Source organism: Pantoea sp. 1B4 (assembly GCF_016925765.1).
In the GTDB taxonomy this organism is placed as follows: domain Bacteria; phylum Pseudomonadota; class Gammaproteobacteria; order Enterobacterales; family Enterobacteriaceae; genus Pantoea; species Pantoea agglomerans.
The window spans coordinates 4,089,295-4,111,278 of sequence record NZ_JAEUWZ010000001.1 but is presented as its reverse complement, the minus strand read 5'-3'; the positions used below and the strand labels follow the sequence as shown (position 1 = coordinate 4,111,278).

General features: G+C 55.0%; 19 protein-coding genes and 1 pseudogene. 17 read left to right on the top strand and 3 right to left on the bottom strand.

Annotated features, from left to right (window positions below; translation table 11 throughout):
• Nucleotide 1: 1 nt before the first annotated feature.
• Both rbsD and JNO11_RS19630 read right to left on the bottom strand, forming a co-directional pair.
• Nucleotides 2-421: a D-ribose pyranase gene (gene rbsD / locus JNO11_RS19635; RefSeq protein WP_003849483.1), complete on the bottom strand. Its 420-nt coding sequence runs from the start codon at nt 419-421 to the stop codon at nt 2-4.
• Between the two features lie 182 nt (nt 422-603).
• Entirely contained in the window at nt 604-1,011 is a 408-nt protein-coding gene (locus tag JNO11_RS19630) for a YgiW/YdeI family stress tolerance OB fold protein (RefSeq protein ID WP_325177628.1), read from the bottom strand.
• A gap of 162 nt (nt 1,012-1,173) precedes the next feature.
• On the opposite strand from JNO11_RS19630, the gene qseB reads away from it, so the two are divergent.
• On the top strand, nt 1,174-1,845 hold the full coding sequence (gene qseB / locus JNO11_RS19625) for a quorum sensing response regulator transcription factor QseB (RefSeq protein WP_325177627.1): 672 nt from the start codon (nt 1,174-1,176) through the stop codon (nt 1,843-1,845).
• Entirely contained in the window at nt 1,833-3,188 is a 1,356-nt protein-coding gene (qseC, locus tag JNO11_RS19620) for a quorum sensing histidine kinase QseC (protein ID WP_081114160.1), read from the top strand. The genes qseB and qseC overlap by 13 nt, the downstream gene beginning before the upstream one ends.
• Nucleotides 3,189-3,203: 15 nt before the next feature.
• On the opposite strand, the gene kup is transcribed toward qseC, so the two are convergent.
• Nucleotides 3,204-5,072: a low affinity potassium transporter Kup gene (gene kup / locus JNO11_RS19615; RefSeq protein ID WP_010258849.1), complete on the bottom strand. Its 1,869-nt coding sequence runs from the start codon at nt 5,070-5,072 to the stop codon at nt 3,204-3,206.
• A gap of 292 nt (nt 5,073-5,364) precedes the next feature.
• On the opposite strand from kup, the gene ravA reads away from it, so the two are divergent.
• From ravA to atpD, 15 genes and pseudogenes are all read left to right on the top strand, one after another.
• On the top strand, nt 5,365-6,861 hold the full coding sequence (gene ravA / locus JNO11_RS19610) for an ATPase RavA (RefSeq protein WP_010258850.1): 1,497 nt from the start codon (nt 5,365-5,367) through the stop codon (nt 6,859-6,861).
• A complete protein-coding gene (gene viaA, locus JNO11_RS19605) occupies nt 6,858-8,318 on the top strand; it encodes an ATPase RavA stimulator ViaA (protein ID WP_010672185.1) in 1,461 nt (486 codons plus the stop codon). The genes ravA and viaA overlap by 4 nt, the downstream gene beginning before the upstream one ends.
• Nucleotides 8,319-8,389: 71 nt before the next feature.
• Nucleotides 8,390-10,529: pseudogene (gene ovoA, locus JNO11_RS19600) on the top strand (5-histidylcysteine sulfoxide synthase).
• Nucleotides 10,530-10,632: 103 nt separating this feature from the next.
• Entirely contained in the window at nt 10,633-11,094 is a 462-nt protein-coding gene (gene asnC / locus JNO11_RS19595; RefSeq protein WP_003849496.1) for a transcriptional regulator AsnC, read from the top strand.
• Between the two features lie 155 nt (nt 11,095-11,249).
• On the top strand, nt 11,250-11,690 hold the full coding sequence (gene mioC, locus JNO11_RS19590) for an FMN-binding protein MioC (protein WP_010258855.1): 441 nt from the start codon (nt 11,250-11,252) through the stop codon (nt 11,688-11,690).
• A 432-nt stretch (nt 11,691-12,122) separates the two neighbouring features.
• Entirely contained in the window at nt 12,123-14,012 is a 1,890-nt protein-coding gene (mnmG, locus tag JNO11_RS19585) for a tRNA uridine-5-carboxymethylaminomethyl(34) synthesis enzyme MnmG (protein WP_010258857.1), read from the top strand.
• Nucleotides 14,013-14,061: 49 nt separating this feature from the next.
• Nucleotides 14,062-14,679: a 16S rRNA (guanine(527)-N(7))-methyltransferase RsmG gene (rsmG, locus tag JNO11_RS19580; RefSeq protein ID WP_010258859.1), complete on the top strand. Its 618-nt coding sequence runs from the start codon at nt 14,062-14,064 to the stop codon at nt 14,677-14,679.
• 711 nt (nt 14,680-15,390) lie between these two features.
• On the top strand, nt 15,391-15,771 hold the full coding sequence (atpI, locus tag JNO11_RS19575) for a F0F1 ATP synthase subunit I (RefSeq protein WP_010258861.1): 381 nt from the start codon (nt 15,391-15,393) through the stop codon (nt 15,769-15,771).
• Between the two features lie 8 nt (nt 15,772-15,779).
• Nucleotides 15,780-16,598, top strand: a complete 819-nt coding sequence (gene atpB, locus JNO11_RS19570) for a F0F1 ATP synthase subunit A (RefSeq protein ID WP_010258863.1) — start codon at nt 15,780-15,782, stop codon at nt 16,596-16,598.
• Between the two features lie 105 nt (nt 16,599-16,703).
• Complete coding sequence (gene atpE, locus JNO11_RS19565) at nt 16,704-16,943, top strand: F0F1 ATP synthase subunit C (RefSeq protein WP_003849523.1); 240 nt, start codon at nt 16,704-16,706, stop codon at nt 16,941-16,943.
• A gap of 105 nt (nt 16,944-17,048) precedes the next feature.
• Nucleotides 17,049-17,519: a F0F1 ATP synthase subunit B gene (gene atpF / locus JNO11_RS19560; RefSeq protein WP_003849528.1), complete on the top strand. Its 471-nt coding sequence runs from the start codon at nt 17,049-17,051 to the stop codon at nt 17,517-17,519.
• Nucleotides 17,520-17,533: 14 nt separating this feature from the next.
• Nucleotides 17,534-18,067: a F0F1 ATP synthase subunit delta gene (gene atpH / locus JNO11_RS19555; protein ID WP_003849530.1), complete on the top strand. Its 534-nt coding sequence runs from the start codon at nt 17,534-17,536 to the stop codon at nt 18,065-18,067.
• A 14-nt stretch (nt 18,068-18,081) separates the two neighbouring features.
• Complete coding sequence (atpA, locus tag JNO11_RS19550) at nt 18,082-19,623, top strand: F0F1 ATP synthase subunit alpha (protein ID WP_010258868.1); 1,542 nt, start codon at nt 18,082-18,084, stop codon at nt 19,621-19,623.
• 52 nt (nt 19,624-19,675) lie between these two features.
• Nucleotides 19,676-20,542, top strand: coding sequence for a F0F1 ATP synthase subunit gamma (atpG, locus tag JNO11_RS19545; protein ID WP_010258869.1), 867 nt, complete (start codon nt 19,676-19,678; stop codon nt 20,540-20,542).
• A gap of 30 nt (nt 20,543-20,572) precedes the next feature.
• The gene (gene atpD, locus JNO11_RS19540; RefSeq protein WP_010258870.1) at nt 20,573-21,970 is read left to right on the top strand and encodes a F0F1 ATP synthase subunit beta; all 1,398 of its coding nucleotides are present in this window, start codon (nt 20,573-20,575) and stop codon (nt 21,968-21,970) included.
• Nucleotides 21,971-21,984: the final 14 nt, after the last annotated feature.

The window sequence follows — 21,984 nt, the reverse complement described above, 5'->3', positions numbered from 1 at the left end:
CTCAGAAGGTCACACCGGCGCTGAGGATGACATTCGCAAACGGAGAGCACTCTCCGCTGCGAATGACCGCCTGACTACGCTGCGTTTGTTGTTTGAATTGTTCATGACTGGTGTAGCTGATGGTGATGATATTCCCCTGGTGCTGTTGCAAGGCTTCGAGCACGGCGACAAGCGCGCTATGAAGTTGCGGATTATGCTGCTTAATCTCTTCCGCGATCAGGGCGCTCTCTACCTGCATCTCCAGTGCGACAGCATTAACCACCTGCATAAAATCGGGCGTACCCGGCGTGAGCGCTAAATCGATGCGCTGCGGTCCGGCCGGAATCGGCAAGCCTGCATCGGCAATCGTCAGCGTATCCGTGTGTCCCAGGCGGGCAATCACATGAGAGAGTTCAGCGTTTAACAAGCGACCTTTTTTCATCTTTTCACTCCACAGCGAAACGTTTCGCTGTCAGGAGTGTATGAAAAGCCGCCATCAACTCAACCAGCAAAGAAGAAATCTGTGATCGCTATCGAAACGTTTCGCTCACGCGGGGAGAAATTTGTATTAAGTCGGAGAACGGGCAGAAAAAAGGGCCGCGAGCGCGGCCCCGGAGGAGAGGATTAAGGCAGTTTCTTAACCTGCTTAACGTCCATCTCAATGCTGTTGAAATCTTTATCCAGTTCACCCGTCAGCTCGACGTTGTCTTTAGGTGAGATAGTCTGGCCGTTCCAGTGCTTGTGGTCGATTTCGACTTTCATGGTGCCGGTCTGGTCGCGGAACAGATAATCTTCGTTGCCGATCTGTTTCTCCAGCTTACCGCGCACGGTGACCCAGCTGTCATCTTTCATCTCTTCAGCCTGCTTTACGGTCACCACACTGGTGTGATCGGCACTGAAACCGCCCTGACCGGCTGCTGCCTGCGTCTGTGCGGCTGGCGCACTGGGATCAACAAACCCACCCTGCTGTACAGCGAAAACCGGGGCAGAAGCCAGCATTACGACGGCCAGAATTGCAGCGTGCTTTTTCATTTTGTCACCTCTTTTCCATGATGTGGTTCGTCTTGTTGAGCTTAGTTGACCATAAAGTTCTTAACAGCTTCTTAAGAGGCAAAAATAAGCTATTTTCGCCGAAATCAGCTGTACAAGCAGGAAGTTGCTTCGTATAAAGCGCTATCGGAACAGGGAGACGTGATGCGTATTTTACTGATTGAAGATGATCGTTTAATTGGCGACGGTATCAAGGCGGGGCTGAGTAAACTGGGCTTCAGCGTTGACTGGTTTACCTCTGGTGAGACGGGGTTTAACGCGCTGGAGGCCGCGCCCTGGGATGCGGTGATCCTGGATCTCTCACTGCCCGAGCGGGATGGGCTCGATATTCTGCGGCAGTGGCGACAGCAGGGGAAAGATGTACCGGTACTGATACTGACCGCACGCGATGCGCTCGATCAGCGGGTCGAAGGCCTGCAACTGGGAGCCGACGACTATCTGTGTAAACCCTTTGCCTTAACCGAAGTGGCTGCTCGCTTACAGGCGCTGATCCGCCGCCGTCATGGCCAGCTGCAGCCCGAACTCCGGCACGGTAATGTGGTGCTGATCCCCGGCAGCCATAGTGTGATGCGCGAAGGTGAGGCGATTGCGCTGAAAAGCCGTGAACTGGCGCTGCTGGAACTGTTTATGCGAAACCCGGACCGGGTGCTGACACGCAGCCAGCTGGAAGAGAAGCTCTACAACTGGGACGCCGATGTCTCCAGCAATGCGGTAGAGGTTCACATTCATCATCTGCGTAAAAAACTGGGCAGCCAGTTTATCCGCACGCTGCACGGCGTCGGTTATACCCTGGGAGCGGCTGAATGCGATCAATGAGCCTGTTTCTGCGGCTGGGTATCGGTTTTGTGCTGCTGCTCGGGATCTGCTGGGCCAGCGCCAGCCTGAGTGCCTGGCATCAGACACGTGAAACCCTTGATGAGCTCTTCGATACCCAGCAGATGCTGCTGGCAAAGCGTCTGCTGACGCTGGATTTCTCCTCGCTGGACAACGCCACTCTGCCTAAAACCAAAGAGATACTGCGCCACCATCGCGGCGATCAGGATGACGACGCCCTGGCCTTTGCCGTCTTCACGCGTGACGGCCGGCAGGTGATGAATGATGGTGACAATGGCCGCTACCTGCCGTTTGAGGCGGAGTATCAGGGATTTCATGAGGGCCAGCTCACCAATGATGACGATCGCTGGCGGTTTGTCTGGCTGACTACGCCCGACCAGCAGTTCCGGGTGGTGGTGGGTCAGGAGTCCGAATACCGTGACGACATGACGCGGGATCTGATGAAAGCCAGCATGCTGCCCTGGCTGATCGCGCTGCCCTTTATGTTGCTGCTGCTGATCGGTCTGGTCTGGTCTGAACTGCGCCCCCTGAAGACGCTGGCACAGCAGCTGGCTCAGCGCGCACCCGATGATGATACGCCGCTGCAGGCAGACCGCGTGCCGAAAGAGGTGCAACCGCTGATGGTCGCGCTCAATGGTCTGTTCAGCCGCATCAGCGCAATGATGCAGCGTGAACGGCGCTTTACCTCTGATGCCGCACATGAGCTGCGCAGTCCGCTGGCGGCGCTGCAGGTGCAAAGCGAGGTGATCCAGCTGACTGCGGATGATGAAGTGATGCGAAGCCATGCGCTACAGCAACTGGATGCCGGCATTATCCGCGCAACCCGGCTGGTGGATCAGCTGCTGACGCTCTCACGGGTTGAAGCTGATGATGCACGCAGCGCCTTCGAAACGGTGGCGCTGAAACGCACGGTCCAGGAGACGCTGGCTGCACAGCTGCCGCTGGCGGATAAAACGGGTGTCACGCTGCGGCTGCATGCTGACGCCGATCCGCAGATTCAGGGGCATCCGCTGTTACTGTCACTGCTGGTGCGTAATCTGCTGGATAATGCCATTCGCTATACGCCAGCGGGCAGCGAAGTTGATGTGCGGCTTCAGGCGAATAGCCTGTCGGTAGAGGATAACGGCGAAGGTCTGAGTGCAGCCGATCTGCAACGGCTTGGTGAACGTTTCTGGCGACCGCCAGGTCAGGAGAAAAGCGGAAGCGGGCTGGGATTATCGATAGTCCGCAATATCGCCCAGTTGCACGGGATGCAGGTCAGCTTCAGCCAGCGCTCGGGCGGCGGATTATGCGTTATGCTGCGCTGGTCAGCGCCCGCCCCGTAAGGCGGGCGCTGCAGATTAAATCTCGACCTGGGTGCCCAGCTCAATCACCCGGTTTGGCGGGATCTCAAACTGGTCTGGCGCACGGAGCGCATTGCGCTGCAGCGCCAGGAAGAGTTTGCCACGCAGGCGCAGATACCACGGCCGTTTGCCGATAATCAGCGACTCATGCGACATGAAGAACGATGTCTCCATCATGCGGCAGTTGAGCCCTTCCAGCCCGCAGCGGTGGAAAATCTCCTCGACGTTTGGCGTTTCGCGCCAGCCGTAGCTGGCCACCACCCGCCAGAAGGTGGGCGACAGCTGCTCAATCGTCACGCGACGCACGTTGTGCACGTAAGGCGCATCTTCTGTCCGCAACGTCAGCAGCACCACCCGCTCATGCAACACTTTGTTGTGTTTGAGGTTATGCAGCATGGCAAACGGAATCACATTCAGCGCACGCGACATATAGACCGCCGTACCCGGCACGCGAACCGGCGGCGATTTCTCCAGTGACGCGATCATCGCCTCCAGTGAGTTGCCATGCTCGTGCATGCGGCGCAGCAGGCGGAAACGTTCGCTTTTCCACGTCGTCATAATGATAAACATCACCAGGCCGAGACAGAGCGGCAGCCAGCCACCGGAGAAGATTTTCACCAGGTTGGCGGTAAACAGCGGCACATCGATACAGAGCATCAGTACCAGGATGACGGCAACCGCCAGCTTATTCCAGTGCCAGTTTTTAACCGCCACGGTACAGGAGAGCATCGCGGTCAGCACCATGGTGCCGGTGACGGCGATACCGTAGGCCGCAGCCAGATTACTTGAATGCTCAAAGCTGATAATCACAATCAGCACGGCGAAGTAGAGTACCCAGTTAATCACCGGAATATAGATCTGGCCCGATTCGCGCTCAGAGGTGTGGATGATACGCATCCCCGGCAGATAACCCAGTCGCACCGCCTGACGCGTCAGCGAGAAGACGCCGGAGATCACCGCCTGCGAGGCAATCACCGTGGCCAGCGTCGCCAGAATCAGCATCGGGATCAGCGCCCAGTCCGGCGCCAGCAGGAAGAAGGGGTTTTTAATCGCTTTGGGATCGCTGAGTAACAGCGCGCCCTGACCAAAGTAGTTCAGGACCAGCGACGGCAGCACCACCGAGAACCAGGCCAGTCGAATCGGCACTTTACCGAAGTGACCCATATCGGCATACAGCGCTTCAACCCCGGTAATCGCCAGTACCACCGCGCCAAGCGCGAAGAATGAGACAGATTTATAGTGCAGGAAGAACTCGACCGCATAGGCGGGATTCAGCGCATGCAGCACTTCCGGGTTTTTCATGATGCCACTGACCCCCAGGATCGCCAGCACCAGGAACCACACCAGCATCACCGGCGCGAAGAGTTTGCCCACCATGCCGGTACCATGTTTCTGAATCGCAAACAGCAGCGTCAGCACCGCAATCGACATCGGCACAATAAAGGGATCCAGCGACGGCGCGGCAATCTCCAGACCTTCAATGGCTGACATCACCGAAATGGCCGGCGTGATCACCACTTCCCCATAGAAGAAGCTGCCGCCAATCAGGCCCATGATCACCAGCACTGCCGTGGCGCGTGCACCCGTATGGCGGCCCGCCAGCGACATCAGTGTCAGAATACCGCCTTCACCGGCATTGTCGGCGCGCATCACATAACTGATGTACTTCAGTGATACCACCAGCACCAGCAGCCAGAAAATCAGCGACAAAAAGCCAAACACCGCTTCCCGCTCAACGCCGAAGCCGAACTGTCCGGAGAGACATTCACGCAAGGTATACAGCGGACTGGTGCCGATATCCCCGTAAACAACACCAATAGCGGCCAGCGTTAATCCGCGAAGTGACTGCTTATTATCCGAGCTCATAGAGTTATCTTTTGTTGGAGTCTAAGAGGCGCAACAACCCCTCGCTCAGGCCATCAAAAAGCGCACAGTATGCACGGTTTGCCGAAAATTCCTATACCCGCTTCGCCTGTCTGCCAGGGTAACGGGGTGGTTTCAGGCATTAAAGCGTTTATCAGCGCCGCTTTCAAAGCAGGCAAACCTTATGAAACAAAAAAAGCTGACAGCTATCAACGCTTTCACGCATGATGATCTATAGAGTAAGGCGCTTGCTGAAGCGCGGCGGCCCGACGATCGTAAGGACATTGAAGTGATTATGGCTCAACCCCATCTTTTGGCAGAAAGAATTTCTCGCCTTAGCAATGCGTTAGAAAAAGGATTGTATGAGCGACATCATGCCATCCGCCTTTGCCTGCTGGCAGCGCTGAGCGGTGAAAGCGTATTCCTGCTGGGACCGCCCGGCATCGCCAAGAGCCTGATTGCCCGCCGCCTGAAATATGCCTTTCAGCACGCCCGCGCCTTTGAATATCTGATGACCCGTTTCTCCACACCGGAAGAGGTGTTTGGCCCGCTATCTATTCAGGCACTGAAGGATGAAGGGCGCTATCAGCGCCTCACTAAAGGTTATCTGCCCGACGCGGAGATTGTTTTTCTGGATGAGATCTGGAAAGCCGGCCCGGCGATTCTGAATACCCTGCTGACCGCTATCAACGAACGCCGCTTCCGCAATGGCGACAGCGAAGAGGCCATTCCGATGCGTCTGCTGGTCACCGCCTCCAATGAAATGCCGGAAGCGGACAGCGGCCTTGAAGCGCTCTATGACCGGATGCTGATCCGCCTGTGGCTGGATAATGTGCATGAGAAGCAGAACTTTCGCAGCATGCTGACCCATCAGCAGGATGAGCACACCAATCCGGTCGCGGAATCCCTGCGCATCAGTGATGAGGAGTATGCGCAGTGGCAGCTCGGCATCAGTCAGGTCAGCCTCCCGGATGCGGTGTTCGAGCTGATTTATCAGCTGCGCCAGCAACTGGAAAGCCAGCCCGCCGCGCCCTATATTTCCGATCGTCGCTGGAAAAAAGCTATTCATCTGCTGCAGGCCAGCGCCTTTTACAGTGGCCGCAGCGCCATTGCGCCGATAGACCTGATCCTGCTGAAAGATTGCCTCTGGCACGACGTCGCATCCATGCAGCTGCTGGAGCGCGAAATCGATCAGCTGATGACACAGCACGCCTGGCAGCAGCAGCCGATGCTGCTGAAACTGCATCAGATAAAAGCGCGTCGTATGGCTCTGCAGCAGCAACAGAGCATCGCACAGGCGATCACCCTGGAAAAACACAGTGGGATGTTCAGTCGCAAACCCCATTACGATCTGCCGGAAAGCTTCACTGATGAGCAACTGACGCTGATGCTGCAAAAGCCGCTGATGCTGCATGACATGCAGGTGACACATCTGGTGATCGCGCGTGATGCACTGAATCAGTGGCTGCAGAAAGGGGGCGAGGTTCGCGGCAAGCTCAATGGAATTGGCTTTGCGCAGAGTCTGGATTTACAGGTGGATGCGCAGCACTGCCTGGCTATCCGTGATGTCAGCCTGCAATCGTCGCGTCTGACACTGCCTGGCGTTAGCAACAGCGAGCCGCTGCCCGGTGAGATCACCGAAGCGCTGGATGCACTGGAGAGTGAACTGCGGTCGCAGCGTCATCTGTTCAGCCAGCACCAGCGCTGCCTGTTTATCAGTGATGACTGGCTGGCGCGCGTTGAAACCAGCCTGCAGGATGTGGCGGAACAGTTGAAACAGGCGCGTAAATGATCCCACTGGAGACGCTCAGCACACTGCTCTCCGTGGGTGAAACCGAACTGATTGAAGAGCTGATTATTGCCCTGCTGGCGTCTCCACAGCTGGCGCTGTTTTTTGAAAAGTTTCCCGGGCTGAAAAAAGCACTGTTGCGCGATGTGCCACGCTGGCGAGCGGAGATCAACGCTGAGCTCAAAGCCACGCCGGTTCCGGCCACGCTGGCCGAAGAGTTTCAGCTGTTCCAGCGGGTACAACTCCTCAGCGATCGTGAATTCAGCCACCAGCTGAATGCCACGCTTCAGGCGCTTGAAAGCCTGCCTTCCCCTTTTCTGGATGAAGCCAACCGGCTGCTGCAGCACACCGATATCAGCCATCTCAGCAGCGCGCAGCACCAGCTTTTTCTACAGCGCTGGCGGCTGAGCCTGACCTTACAGACCCTGACGCTGAATCAGACGTTGCTGGAACAGCAGCGCGAACGCCTGCTGGCGGAACTGCAGCAGCGTATGGCGCTGAGCGGTCAGCTGGCACCGATTCTTGGCGACGATGACGAAGCCGCCGCTGGCCGGCTGTGGGACATGAGCAAAGCGTCACTGCAGCCTGGCGACTATCAGCTGATGCTGCAATATGGCGACTTTCTGGCGCAGCAGCCGGAGTTGCTGAAACTGGCCCAGCAGCTGGGTCGCAGCCGCGAGGCAAAATCGGTGCCGTCGCAGGATGCCCCTATGGAGGCCTTTCACCATATGGTGCAGGAACCTGCGGCCGTGCCGGAGGAGGTCAGCGGCATTCACCAGAGCGATGACGTGCTGCGTCTGCTGCCGCCGGAGTTAGCTGCGCTGAGTATCAGTGAACTGGAGCTGGAGTTTTACCGGCGGCTGGTAGAGAAACGGCTGCTGACCTACAAGCTGCAGGGCGATGCCTGGCATGAAAAGGTCACGATGCGTCCGGCCAGCCACCAGCAGCATGAAGAGCAGCCACGCGGGCCTTTCATCGTCTGCGTCGATACCTCGGGTTCGATGGGTGGCTTCAATGAGCGCTGCGCCAAAGCGTTTTGTCTGGCGCTGCTGAAAGTCGCGCTGGCCGATCGCCGTCGCTGCTACATCATGCTGTTTGCGCATGAGGTGATCGGCTATGAACTGACCGGTGATGACGGGCTGGAACAGGCGATTCGCTTTCTCAGTCAGCGCTTTCGCGGCGGCACCGATCTGGCAGCCTGCCTCTCTTCCGTTGTGACCCGAATGGAAGGCGTCCTGTGGCAGGAAGCCGATGCGGTGATCGTCTCCGATTTTATTGCCCAGCGTCTGCCGGAAGAGGTGATCGGGACTATTAAAACGCGTCAGCGAAATAATCAGCAACGTTTTCACGCCGTGGCTATGTCGGCCCACGGGAAACCAGGCATTCTGCGCATCTTCGACCATATCTGGCGTTTCGATACCGGCATGAAAAGCCGTCTGCTGCGTCACTGGCGGCGTTAAGTCATCGGGCAGAAATGCATATTTGCTATAGTAAATTACCGTTTCACTTACTCAGCAATCTGGAGCTTCCTGTGACGCTTGCTCAACCTCATCGCGATCTGCCTGCGCCGACGCGAACGCTACTGCTCTCCGGCCATAACATTGAACAAAAACGTGCCGAATTGCTGGCCTATTTCCACCAGACCTGGGAACAGTATGAAAGTCTGTTTACCTGTCTGGCCGATTCCCAGGCCTGGTTTACCAAAGCCATTCCGCTGCGCCATCCTTTAATCTTCTATTTTGGCCACACCGCTACCTTCTACATTAATAAGCTGATGGCCGGACGCCTTATCGACGCGCGTCTGGACGATCGTATCGAAGCGATGATGGCGATTGGTGTGGATGAGATGAGCTGGGACGATCTCAACGACAGCCACTATGACTGGCCCACTGTCGAAGAAGTCCGCGAATACCGCGGGCGCGTTAAAGCGCTGGTCAGCGATCTGATCCAGACCCTGCCGCTGACTCTGCCGATCACCTGGGAGAGTCCGGCCTGGGTGATCCTGATGGGCATTGAGCATGAGCGTATTCATCTGGAAACGTCCAGCGTACTGATACGCCAGTTACCGGTCGGGTGGGTGAAACCCCAGCCCGCGTGGCCGGTCTGCCCGATGGCGCGCCACCAACGCGAGGCTGTTCCGGCCAATACCCTGCTGCCGATGCCCGGCGGCACCGTCACGCTGGGTAAAACCGACGATACCTATGGCTGGGATGTCGAATATGGCCGCCAGCAGATCGCGCTGCAGCCGTTCAGGGCGAGCAAAATGCTGGTCAGCAACGCGGAATTCCTGGCGTTCGTTGAGGCGGGGGGGTTATCAGGACGCTCGCTGGTGGGATGACGAAGGCTGGGGCTGGTGTCAGTTTGCTAAAGCGGAGATGCCCACCTTCTGGGTCGGCACGCCTGCGATGCCCGATCAGCTTAAACTGCGTCTGATGTGTGAAGAAGTCGCGATGCCGTGGGACTGGCCAGCCGAGGTTAACCAGCTGGAAGCGGCGGCCTTCTGCCGCTGGAAAGCGGATCAGACCGGAATGAGTGTTCAGCTCCCCTGTGAAGCGGAGTGGGCTCAGCTGCGCGAACAGGTCGCGGGCGATCAGCCGGATTGGGATCGGGCACCGGGTAACATTAACCTGGCGTACTGGGCTTCCTCTTCACCGGTCGATCTCTTCGCCCAGGGTGACTTCTTCGATATCGTCGGTAACGTCTGGCAGTGGACGACCACGCCGACCAACGGCTTTGAAGGTTTTAAAGTCCACCCGCTTTACGATGATTTCTCTACCCCGACCTTTGATGGTAAACATTCGCTGATCAAAGGCGGTAGCTGGATATCGACCGGCAACGAAGCGCTGAAATCGGCACGCTATGCGTTCCGCCGCCACTTCTTCCAGCATGCCGGTTTCCGCTACGTGGTTTCCAGCCATCAGGAAACCATGGCGCTGAACCCGTATGAATCTGACGCCATGGTGTCGCAATACCTCGACTTCCAGTATGGCCCGCGCTATTTCGGCGTGGATAACTATGCCGAAAGCCTGGTAAACCTGGCGCTGAACTACACCACAGCACGCGGCGAGGCACTGGATATCGGCTGTGCCACCGGACGCGCCAGTTTTGAACTGGCCCGCCACTTTGAACGTGTCACCGGCATGGACTACTCGGCGCGCTTCATCGATGTGGCGCTTCAGCTGGCCAGCGGCGAAGACTTCCGTTATCTCCTGCCACAGGAAGGCGATCTGGTGGAGTATCGCCAGGTTCGCCTGAAAGATTTCGCGCTGGAGAGCGAACTGGCGCAGCGGATTCAGTTTGTTCAGGGCGACGCCTGTAACCTTAAGCCGCAACCAGCCCGTTACGATCTGGTACTTGCATCCAACCTGATCGATCGCCTGCGTCAGCCCGCACGCTTCCTGCGGGATGTCACGCCGATGCTGCGTCAGGGCGGCATTCTGGTGCTCTCATCGCCCTATACCTGGCTGGAGGATTTCACGCCGAAGGAGAACTGGCTGGGCGGCGTGCGTGAAAACGGTGAGGCACTGACGACGCTGCAGGCACTGCAACGTCTGCTGGCGGCCGACTTCGACCTGGTCGATGAACCGCAGGATAAACCGTTTGTGATCCGCGAAACGGCCCGCAAGTTCCAGCACACGCTGGCGCAGGTCACCGTCTGGCGCAAACGCTAAGTGAACCGGCAGCGACGCCCGTCGCTGCCGGGAGTTGCCTGAACCACTATTTTGCTGCACATTCATCCTTGTTTACTTAAGCAGACCAATAACGAGGATGGCCATGGCCGAACATCTGCAGCTCGATAACCTGGATCGCGGCATTCTGAATGCCCTGCTCGACAACGCGCGCACTGCTTACGCCGAGCTGGCAAAACAGTTTAACGTCAGCCCCGGCACCATTCATGTCCGCGTGGAGAAGATGAAGCAGGCGGGCATTATCCTGGGCACCCGGGTTGATATCGATCCGCGCCAGCTGGGGTTTGATGTCTGCTGTTTTATCGGCATCATCCTTAAGAGCGCGCGTGACTATCCGGCGGCGCTGAGCAAACTGGATGCGCTGGATGAAGTGGTTGAAGCCTGGTACACCACCGGCCACTACAGCATCTTTATTAAGGTGATGTGCCGATCCATTGATGCCCTGCAACAGGTGCTGATCAACAAGATCCAGACCATAGATGAAATTCAGTCGACGGAAACGCTGATCTCGCTGCAAAACCCGATCATGCGCACTATCAAGCCCTGATCCTTCTCCGCCTTGTGCATAATCTTATCCCTGACGAATGTGGCGGCTGGCAACGGCTGCGTTCGCTTCTCTTAATCTATTAACCCTGTTGTCCACAGGTGGATCACCGCTTGATCACAGCGTACAATGCTCGCCTTAATGTCCGGGAGAGCAAGATGGCCGATATTACCTTAATCAGTGGCAGTACTCTGGGTAGCGCAGAGTATGTGGCTGAACATCTGGAAGAAAAATTACAGGAAGCGGGCTTCTCAACGCAGATGCTGCATGGCCCGGAGCTGGATGAAGTGCCACATGAGGGTATCTGGCTGGTGGTCTGTTCAACTCACGGTGCAGGCGATATTCCCGATAACCTGCTGCCGCTGTTCGAAGCCATCACGGAAAGCCAGCCCGATCTCTCGCAGGTCCGGTTTGGTGCCATCGGACTCGGCAATCATGAATATGATCTCTTTTGTGGCGCGATCCGCCAGATTGAGGCCCTGTTAATTGCTCAGGGTGCCCGCCAGATCGGCGATCGTCTGGAGATTGATGTGCTGGAGCATGAGATCCCTGAAGATCCCGCGGAAGCCTGGCTGGAAAGCTGGAAAAAGGCGATCTGAAGGGGGCTGGGGATCGCGAAATAGTGACGATCCCCAGTGGAAGATGCTGATTTTATCCTTTTCCGCTCGTTTATTTTGTGGATAACTACCCTCTTTTACTGCGTATAACCGGTAGTTATCCAAAGAACAACCGTAGAATGAATTTTGAGCTGTGGATAACATGCCATTTTGATCCCAGCTTATACGGATCAGGATCACCGATCACTAACAGGTAGTGATCCTCTTCATCCTGTTGTTTCTGCTGTGCTTCTGGCACATATCCACAGAAAAGCGGGATCCTAATAAGAGATCTAACAGAAAGATCATATACAGATCTAAGATCCTTTCTTTTAAAACCGGACGATCCCGCGGCTTTCACCCCAGACGGAATTTGAGTAGAATCCACGCCCCAGGACGACGATCCTGCAAGTTCATCAACCGAGGTACCACTTCATGTTTTATCAGGATCCTTTTGACGTCATCGTAATTGGTGGTGGTCATGCGGGCACCGAAGCCGCAATGGCGGCAGCCCGAATGGGTCAGCAAACCCTGTTACTCACCCATAACATTGATACGCTTGGACAAATGTCCTGTAACCCGGCGATTGGTGGGATTGGCAAAGGACATTTGGTGAAGGAAGTGGATGCCCTGGGTGGTCTGATGGCCAGTGCGATTGACCAGGCGGGTATTCAGTTCAGGATACTAAACGCCAGCAAAGGTCCGGCAGTGCGGGCAACCCGTGCTCAGGCGGATCGCGTGCTCTATCGCCAGGCAGTGCGTACGGCACTGGAGAACCAGCCCAATCTGATGATCTTCCAGCAGGCGGTCGACGATCTTATCGTGGAAAACGATCGTGTGGTGGGTGCAGTCACCCAGATGGGACTGAAGTTCCGCGCGAAAACAGTCGTACTCACCGTCGGCACGTTTCTTGACGGCAAAATTCATATCGGTCTGGATAATTACAGTGGCGGTCGCGCAGGTGATCCCCCGTCCATTCCGCTGGCAAAACGACTGCGTGCGCTGCCGCTGCGGGTAGACCGCCTCAAGACTGGTACGCCACCGCGTATCGATGCGCGCACCATCGATTTTTCAGTGCTCAGCCCGCAGCACGGCGATAACCCGATGCCGGTGTTCTCGTTTATGGGCAATGCGTCTCAGCATCCGCAGCAGGTACCATGCTGGATCACTCACACCAATGAGAAAACCCATGAGGTGATCCGCAATAATCTGGATCGCAGCCCGATGTATGCCGGGATCATCGAGGGGATCGGTCCACGCTACTGCCCGTCTATCGAAGACAAAGTGATGCGCTTTGCCGATCGTAACTCGCATCAGATCTTCCTGGAGCCGGAAGGGCTGACCAGCAATGAGATCTACCCGAATGGCATCTCAACCAGTCTGCCATTTGATGTGCAGATTCAGATCGTTCGCTCCATGCAGGGCATGGAGAATGCGAAGATCGTGCGTCCGGGCTATGCCATCGAGTATGACTTCTTCGATCCACGCGATCTCAAACTGACGCTGGAGAGCAAATTTATTCACGGCCTGTTCTTTGCCGGCCAGATCAACGGCACAACCGGCTACGAAGAAGCCGCTGCACAGGGGATGCTGGCGGGGCTGAACGCCGCCCGTCAGTCTGCGGACAAAGAGGGCTGGGCACCACGTCGTGACCAGGCTTATCTGGGCGTACTGGTTGATGACCTCTGCACGCTCGGTACCAAAGAGCCGTACCGGATGTTTACCTCCCGTGCTGAATATCGTCTGATGCTGCGCGAAGACAATGCCGATCTGCGTCTGACCGAAACCGGTCGTGAACTGGGTCTGGTGGATGATGCGCGCTGGGCGCGTTTCAATCAGAAGCTGGAAGCGATTGAACAGGAGCGTCAGCGCCTGCGCGATATCTGGGTCCATCCGAAGTCAGAGCACGTGACGGAAGTGAATACGGTACTCAGCGCGCCGCTGACTAAAGAAGCGAGCGGCGAAGATCTGCTGCGCCGTCCTGAGCTGACTTATCTGAAGCTGATGACGCTGGATGCCTTTGGTCCGGCACTGGCTGATGAGCAGGCCGCTGAGCAGGTTGAGATTCAGGTCAAATATGAAGGTTATATCGCGCGTCAGCAGGAAGAGATCGATCGCCAGCTGCGTAACGAAAACACGCTGTTACCGGTGGAGCTCGACTATCGCCAGGTGAACGGCCTCTCAAATGAGGTTATCGCCAAGCTGAACGATCACAAACCGAGTTCGATTGGTCAGGCGACGCGTATCTCCGGCATTACGCCGGCGGCCATCTCAATTCTGCTTATCTATCTGAAAAAACAGGGTCTGCTGCGTAAAAGCGCCTGATCTGAAAACGGGGCGAGGAGACTCACCCCCCGCTGAATGGACTTATGCTGTGATCAACACACTCACGTCGCTGCTACAGGCAGCCGGTATTTCCCTCTCCGATCAACAAAAACAGCAGCTGGTTGCCTATGTCGGCCTGCTGGATAAGTGGAACAAAGCCTACAATCTGACATCAGTGCGCGATCCGCAGCAGATGCTGGTACGCCATATCCTCGACAGCATCGTGGTGGCGCCGCATCTGCAAGGCTCACGTTTCATTGATGTGGGAACCGGACCAGGACTGCCTGGCATTCCGCTGGCTATCGTGATGCCTGATGCGCACTTTACGTTGCTCGACAGCCTGGGCAAGCGGGTGCGTTTCCTGCGTCAGGTTCAGCATGAGTTAGGACTCACTAACATTACTCCGGTGCAGAGCCGGGTTGAGGCGTTCCCGGCTGAGCCGCCCTTTGATGGCGTGATCAGTCGTGCATTTGCCTCGCTGACCGACATGGTGAACTGGTGTCATCATCTGCCGGGAAGAGAAGGGCGCTTCTTCGCGCTGAAAGGCGTGCGTCCGGACGATGAAATTGCGGAGTTACCGGCAGGCTACGTCTCTGATGCTGTGATTAAGTTGCAGGTACCGCAGCTGGAAGGTGATCGCCACCTGGTCATTCTTCGTCACCAATAGGCTTTCGACTGGCAGAGATTTAGCGTTTATCTGCCAGTGATTTTCGTCAGTTCCGGGATGAAAAAAGTGCAGATGATGCGCTATCAATAAAAGATTTTGATTAAGCCCTGGCTGACCGAAGGTTAAAACGCTGACGGAAATTATCCGAAAAGCTCTGTTACATTTAACGTTTAATTCACATTCAGTTATCAGAAATATCACTTGTATAGGCGGGTCGCTGAATAAAAGTAGTCACGGCAGAAAATATATCGCGGTAATAACTTTGCGTGCGTAATATCAATTACACGATTCTTAAGCACAGTTCGATGTCAATAGCGTGTTTTCTGTGAAAATAGTCTTGCAGATGCATTTTTATAATTTTAATTCTTTGATTTTATTAAATATATCTGTAATACAGATTGTTCTTAAATAGCGCGAAGATAAAACTCAGTGTAGCGAAAGTGCTTATTATGTGATCTAAAGCACGCTTTAAAAGCAAGTTGCGAGAGAATTTTCAGTCAGATTAGGGTGAATCTCTGCAGGGTAATCTTTGGAAAAATAGCCCTCCGGAAAGAAATTTAAATAATTGTTCACCTTTTCGCTACTTACCGATTGAAATCGCAGGTGCGGCCCGTATAATTTGCACGGCTTTTGCTGCTTGACTCAACTGCGCAAAGGCAGTCTTATACGACACGCGACATACCCCTAACGGGGCAGGAGAGTATCAGCGTCATGTCAGTGTCTCTTTACAGTGTAAAATACGCCCGAACGGTGCTGATGATTCAGCTGGTGACGATAGTCATCATCGGTGCACTCTTTGCTCTTAAAGATGTCATCTGGGGTCTCTCTGCTCTTGCTGGCGGTGCGGCAGCCTGGCTGCCAAACGTATTGTTTTTGTTTTTAGCCTGGCGCCTGCAGGGGCAAACCCCAGCTTCGGGGCGAGTCGCGTGGAGCTTCGCTTTGGGTGAAATAGCCAAAGTGTTTGCGACCATCATTTTGCTCATTGTGGCGTTGGGTCTATTCGGAGCGGTTTTCTGGCCGGTCGGAATAACCTGGTTATCGGTGCTGGTGGTACAAATGCTGGCACCGGCGGTAATTAACAACAAAGGGTAAGAGGCATCATGGCTGCAGGAGAAATCTCTACTCCGCAAGAGTACATTGGTCACCACCTGACTCATCTTCAGTTGGACCTGCGTACCTTCGAGATAGTGAATCCGCACGACGCTCCCGCGACGTTCTGGGTATTAAATATCGATTCCATGTTTTTCTCTATGGTGCTGGGAATCATCTTCCTGGTGTTGTTCCGTAGCGTGGCAAAATCTGCCACCAGCGGTGTGCCAGGGAAAATGCAGGCGGCTATCGAACTGGTTGTCGGTTTCGTCGATAGTAACGTGCGCGACATGTATCACGGTAAGAGCAAACTTATCGCCCCGCTGGCTCTGACAATCTTTGTCTGGGTCTTCCTGATGAACTTCATGGATCTGCTGCCAATCGACTTGCTGCCATATATTGGCGAGCACGTATTGGGGTTACCGGCGCTGCGCGTCGTACCATCTGCAGACGTGAACATCACGCTATCTATGGCGTTGGGCGTATTTATTTTGATTCTGTTCTACAGCATCAAAATGAAAGGCATTGGCGGCTTCACTAAAGAGCTGACGCTGCAGCCTTTTAACCACCCGATCTTCATCCCGATCAACCTGATTCTGGAAGGTGTGAGCCTGCTGTCTAAGCCTGTATCACTGGGTTTACGACTGTTCGGTAACATGTATGCGGGTGAACTGATCTTTATCCTTATTGCCGGTCTGTTGCCGTGGTGGTCGCAGTGGGTGCTGAATGTGCCGTGGGCCATTTTCCACATCCTGATCATTTCGCTACAGGCTTTCATTTTCATGGTCCTCACGATTGTCTATCTGTCGATGGCATCTGAAGAACATTGATTTTTTTCTCAACACTACTTTCCCTCTTGATTTCGGGTTGCAGCGCACACCGCTGAAGCCCGGAAGATGAAGGGAGCATTTAACTGAAACAAACTGGAGACTGTCATGGAAAACCTGAATATGGATCTGCTGTACATGGCTGCCGCTGTGATGATGGGCCTGGCGGCAATCGGTGCTGCGATCGGTATCGGCATCCTCGGAGGAAAATTCCTGGAAGGCGCTGCTCGTCAGCCTGACCTGATTCCTCTGCTGCGTACGCAGTTCTTTGTTGTAATGGGTCTGGTGGATGCAATCCCGATGATCGCTGTTGGTCTGGGTCTGTACGTGATGTTTGCTGTCGCCTAAAGCCCTGTGTTCACTCAGCGCACAATGTGCAAGGGTGAACGGATTCTGCCGCTTATCGTTGATAACGGCAGAAAAGTTAAATACTCAATCTAGAGGCATTGTGCTGTGAACATTAATGCAACAATCCTCGGCCAGGCTATCGCGTTCATCCTGTTTGTCGCGTTCTGCATGAAGTACGTATGGCCGCCGCTCATGGCTGCTATCGAAAAGCGCCAGAAAGAAATTGCTGAAGGCCTTGCTTCTGCTGAACGTGCAAAGAAAGATTTGGATCTCGCGCAGGCTAATGCGACCGACCAGCTGAAAAAAGCCAAAGAAGACGCTCAGGTCATTATCGAGCAAGCGAACAAGCGTCGCGCGCAGATTCTGGACGAAGCCAAAACCGAAGCTGAAAACGAACGTAATCGCATCGTGACACAAGCGCAGGCTGAAATTGACGCTGAACGCAAACGTGCGCGTGAAGAACTGCGTAAGCAGGTCGCGTTGCTGGCTATGGCTGGCGCCGAGAAGATCATCGAACGCTCCGTGGATGAAGCTGCTAACAGCGACATCGTTGATAAACTGGTCGCTGAACTGTAAGGAGGGAGGGGCTGATGTCTGATCTGATTACTGTAGCTCGCCCCTACGCCAAAGCAGCTTTTGACTTTGCTGTTGAGCATCAAAGTATTGAACGCTGGCAACAGATGCTGGCGTTTGCCGCAGAAGTGGCTCGCAATGAACAGATGGCTGATCTTCTCTCAGGTGCATTAGCACCCGAAGCGCTGGCAGCGTCGTTTAACGCAGTCTGTGGTGATCAACTGGATGAACCCGCGCAGAACCTGATTAAGGTGATGGCGGAAAACGGACGTTTGACAGCGCTTCCGGCTGTACTGGCCCAATACATCGAACTGCGTGACGCTCATGAAGCCACCGCTGAAGTTGATGTTATCTCCGCCAGTACGCTGAGTGACGACCAGCTGAATAAAATCAGCGCCGCGATGGAAAAACGTCTGTCACGCAAAGTTAAGCTGAATTGCAAAATTGATAAGTCTGTGATGGCAGGCGTGATCATCCGTTCGGGTGATCTGGTTATTGATGGCAGCGTACGCGGCCGTCTTGACCGTCTGGCTGACGTCTTGCAGTCTTAAGGGGACTGGAGCATATGCAACTGAATTCCACCGAAATCAGCGAACTGATCAAGCAGCGCATTGCTCAGTTCAATGTCGTGAGTGAAGCTCACAACGAAGGTACGATTGTTTCTGTAAGTGACGGTATCATCCGCGTACACGGCCTGGCCGATGTCATGCAGGGTGAGATGATTGCCCTGCCGGGCAACCGTTACGCTATCGCCCTGAACCTCGAGCGTGACTCGGTTGGTGCAGTGGTGATGGGCCCTTACGCTGACCTCGCCGAAGGCATGAAGGTTAAGTGTACTGGCCGTATTCTTGAAGTACCGGTTGGCCGTGGCCTGCTGGGCCGCGTAGTGAACACCCTGGGTGCTCCTATCGACGGTAAAGGCGCAATCGACAACGACGGTTTCTCACCGGTTGAAGTCATTGCACCTGGCGTTATCGACCGTCAGTCAGTCGACCAGCCGGTTCAGACCGGTTATAAGTCGGTCGATGCGATGATTCCAATCGGCCGTGGCCAGCGTGAGCTGATCATCGGTGACCGTCAGACCGGTAAAACCGCAATGGCGATCGATGCGATCATCAACCAGCGCGACTCAGGCATCAAGTGTGTCTACGTTGCGATTGGTCAGAAAGCCTCAACCATCTCTAACGTGGTTCGTAAGCTGGAAGAGCATGGCGCACTGCAGAACACCATCGTTGTTGTGGCGTCTGCTTCTGAATCTGCTGCACTGCAGTATCTCTCTCCGTACGCAGGCTGTGCGATGGGCGAATACTTCCGTGACCGCGGTGAAGATGCGCTGATCGTATACGATGACCTTTCTAAGCAGGCTGTCGCGTACCGTCAGATTTCTCTGCTGCTGCGCCGTCCACCAGGTCGTGAAGCATTCCCTGGCGACGTGTTCTATCTCCACTCCCGTCTGCTGGAACGTGCATCACGCGTAAGCGCTGATTATGTAGAGCGTTTCACCAATGGCGCAGTGACAGGTAAAACCGGTTCACTGACCGCGCTGCCGATCATCGAAACCCAGGCGGGCGACGTTTCTGCGTTCGTTCCGACCAACGTAATCTCGATTACTGATGGTCAGATCTTCCTGGAATCGAACCTGTTCAACTCCGGTATTCGTCCGGCCGTTAACCCAGGTATTTCGGTATCCCGCGTAGGTGGTGCTGCACAGACCAAGATCATCAAGAAACTGTCCGGTGGTATCCGTACCGCGCTGGCACAGTATCGTGAACTGGCGGCATTCTCGCAGTTCGCCTCTGATCTGGATGATGCAACCCGCAAACAGCTGAGCCACGGTCAGAAAGTGACCGAGCTGCTGAAGCAGAAACAGTATGCGCCGATGTCTGTCGCACAGCAGGGTCTGGTTCTGTTCGCTGCAGAGCGTGGCTATCTGAACGACGTTGAACTGGCAAAAATTGGCAGCTTCGAAGCTGCACTGCTGGCCTTCGCCGATCGCGACCACGCTGAGCTGATGGCTGAAATCAACCAGTCGGGTAACTTTAATAACGATATCGAAGCCAAGCTGAAAGGCCTGGTCGAGACGTTTAAAGCAACCCAGTCCTGGTAATGTCTGGCGGCTTGTCTGAAAAGGCAGGCCGCAAGGCTTTGAGGAGAAGCTAATGGCCGGCGCAAAAGAGATACGAAGCAAGATTGGAAGCGTGAAAAACACGCAGAAGATCACCAAAGCGATGGAAATGGTCGCCGCCTCCAAGATGCGTAAAACGCAGGAACGCATGGCGGCCAGCCGTCCGTATGCAGAAACCATGCGCAAAGTGATTGGTCACCTTGCGTTGGGTAATCTGGAATACAAGCACCCTTACCTGGAAGAGCGCGACGTGAAGCGCGTCGGCTACCTGGTCGTTTCAACTGACCGCGGGCTTTGTGGTGGTTTGAACATTAACCTGTTCAAAAAGTTACTGGCGGATATGAAGTCCTGGTCCGATAAAGGCGTGCAGAGCGATCTGTCGATTATCGGTTCTAAAGGGGCGTCATTCTTTAATGCTGTGGGTGGCAACATTGTGGCGCAAGTCAGCGGCATGGGCGATAAACCTACCCTGTCTGACCTGATTGGCCCGGTAAAAGTGATGTTGCAGGCTTATGATGAAGGCCGCATCGACAAGCTGATGATCGTCAATAACAAATTCAATAACACCATGTCTCAGACTCCGACCATCACCCAACTGCTGCCGTTACCGCCAGCGGAAGGTGAAGAAGAGATGAAGGCGAAGACCTGGGATTACCTGTATGAGCCCGATCCGAAAGCGCTGCTGGATACCCTGCTGCGTCGTTATGTCGAATCGCAGGTTTATCAGGGTGTGGTGGAAAATCTGGCCAGTGAGCAGGCCGCACGTATGGTAGCGATGAAAGCCGCAACCGATAACGGCGGAAATCTGATCAAAGAGCTGCAGTTGGTGTACAACAAAGCTCGTCAGGCCAGCATCACCCAGGAACTTACCGAGATTGTCGGTGGAGCCTCCGCGGTTTAACCAGGTTTGGAATTAGGTAGAGGATTCAAGATGGCAACTGGAAAGATTGTCCAGATTATCGGCGCCGTTGTTGACGTCGAATTCCCTCAGGACGCGGTACCGCAAGTGTACAGCGCCCTCGAGGTTATGAATGGTGATGCGCGTCTGGTGCTGGAAGTTCAGCAGCAGCTCGGCGGCGGCGTAGTACGTACCATCGCAATGGGTACGTCTGACGGCCTGAAGCGTGGTCTGAGCGTCAACGACCTGCAGAAACCGATTCAGGTACCCGTCGGTAAAGCGACCCTGGGCCGTATCATGAACGTTCTCGGCGAGCCAATCGATATGAAAGGCGAGCTGAAAGAAGAAGATGGCAGCGCAGTAGAGATCGCCTCTATTCACCGCGCAGCCCCTTCTTATGAAGATCAGTCTAACTCGCAGGAACTGCTGGAAACCGGCATCAAGGTTATCGACCTGATGTGTCCGTTTGCTAAAGGCGGTAAAGTCGGTCTGTTCGGTGGTGCGGGTGTAGGTAAAACCGTCAACATGATGGAACTGATCCGTAACATCGCGGCTGAACACTCAGGTTACTCAGTGTTTGCCGGTGTGGGTGAGCGTACTCGTGAGGGTAACGACTTCTACCACGAAATGACTGACTCTAACGTTATCGATAAAGTTGCACTGGTCTATGGCCAGATGAACGAGCCGCCGGGTAACCGTCTGCGCGTAGCACTGACCGGTCTGACCATGGCGGAAAAATTCCGTGATGAAGGTCGCGACGTTCTGCTGTTCATCGATAACATCTACCGTTATACCCTGGCCGGTACAGAAGTTTCTGCACTGCTGGGACGTATGCCATCTGCGGTAGGTTACCAGCCAACGCTGGCAGAAGAGATGGGTGTATTGCAGGAGCGTATTACCTCCACCAAGACCGGTTCAATCACCTCCGTACAGGCCGTTTACGTCCCTGCGGATGACCTGACTGACCCATCACCAGCAACTACCTTTGCGCACTTAGACTCAACGGTAACGCTGAGCCGTCAGATCGCCTCTCTGGGTATCTACCCGGCCGTTGACCCGCTGGATTCTACCAGCCGTCAGCTGGATCCGCTGGTTGTCGGTCAGGAGCACTATGATGTTGCACGTGGCGTTCAGTCACTGCTGCAGCGTTATCAGGAACTGAAAGACATCATCGCCATCCTCGGTATGGATGAGCTGTCTGAAGAAGACAAACTGCTGGTGGCACGTGCGCGTAAGATTCAGCGCTTCCTGTCTCAGCCGTTCTTCGTTGCAGAAGTATTCACCGGCTCACCGGGCAAATACGTGACGCTGAAAGACACTATCCGTGGCTTTAAAGGCATCATGGAAGGTGAGTTTGATCACCTGCCAGAGCAGGCCTTCTACATGGTTGGCGCCATCGAAGAAGCCGTGGAAAAAGCGAAGAAACTGTAATAACGGTTTCCCGG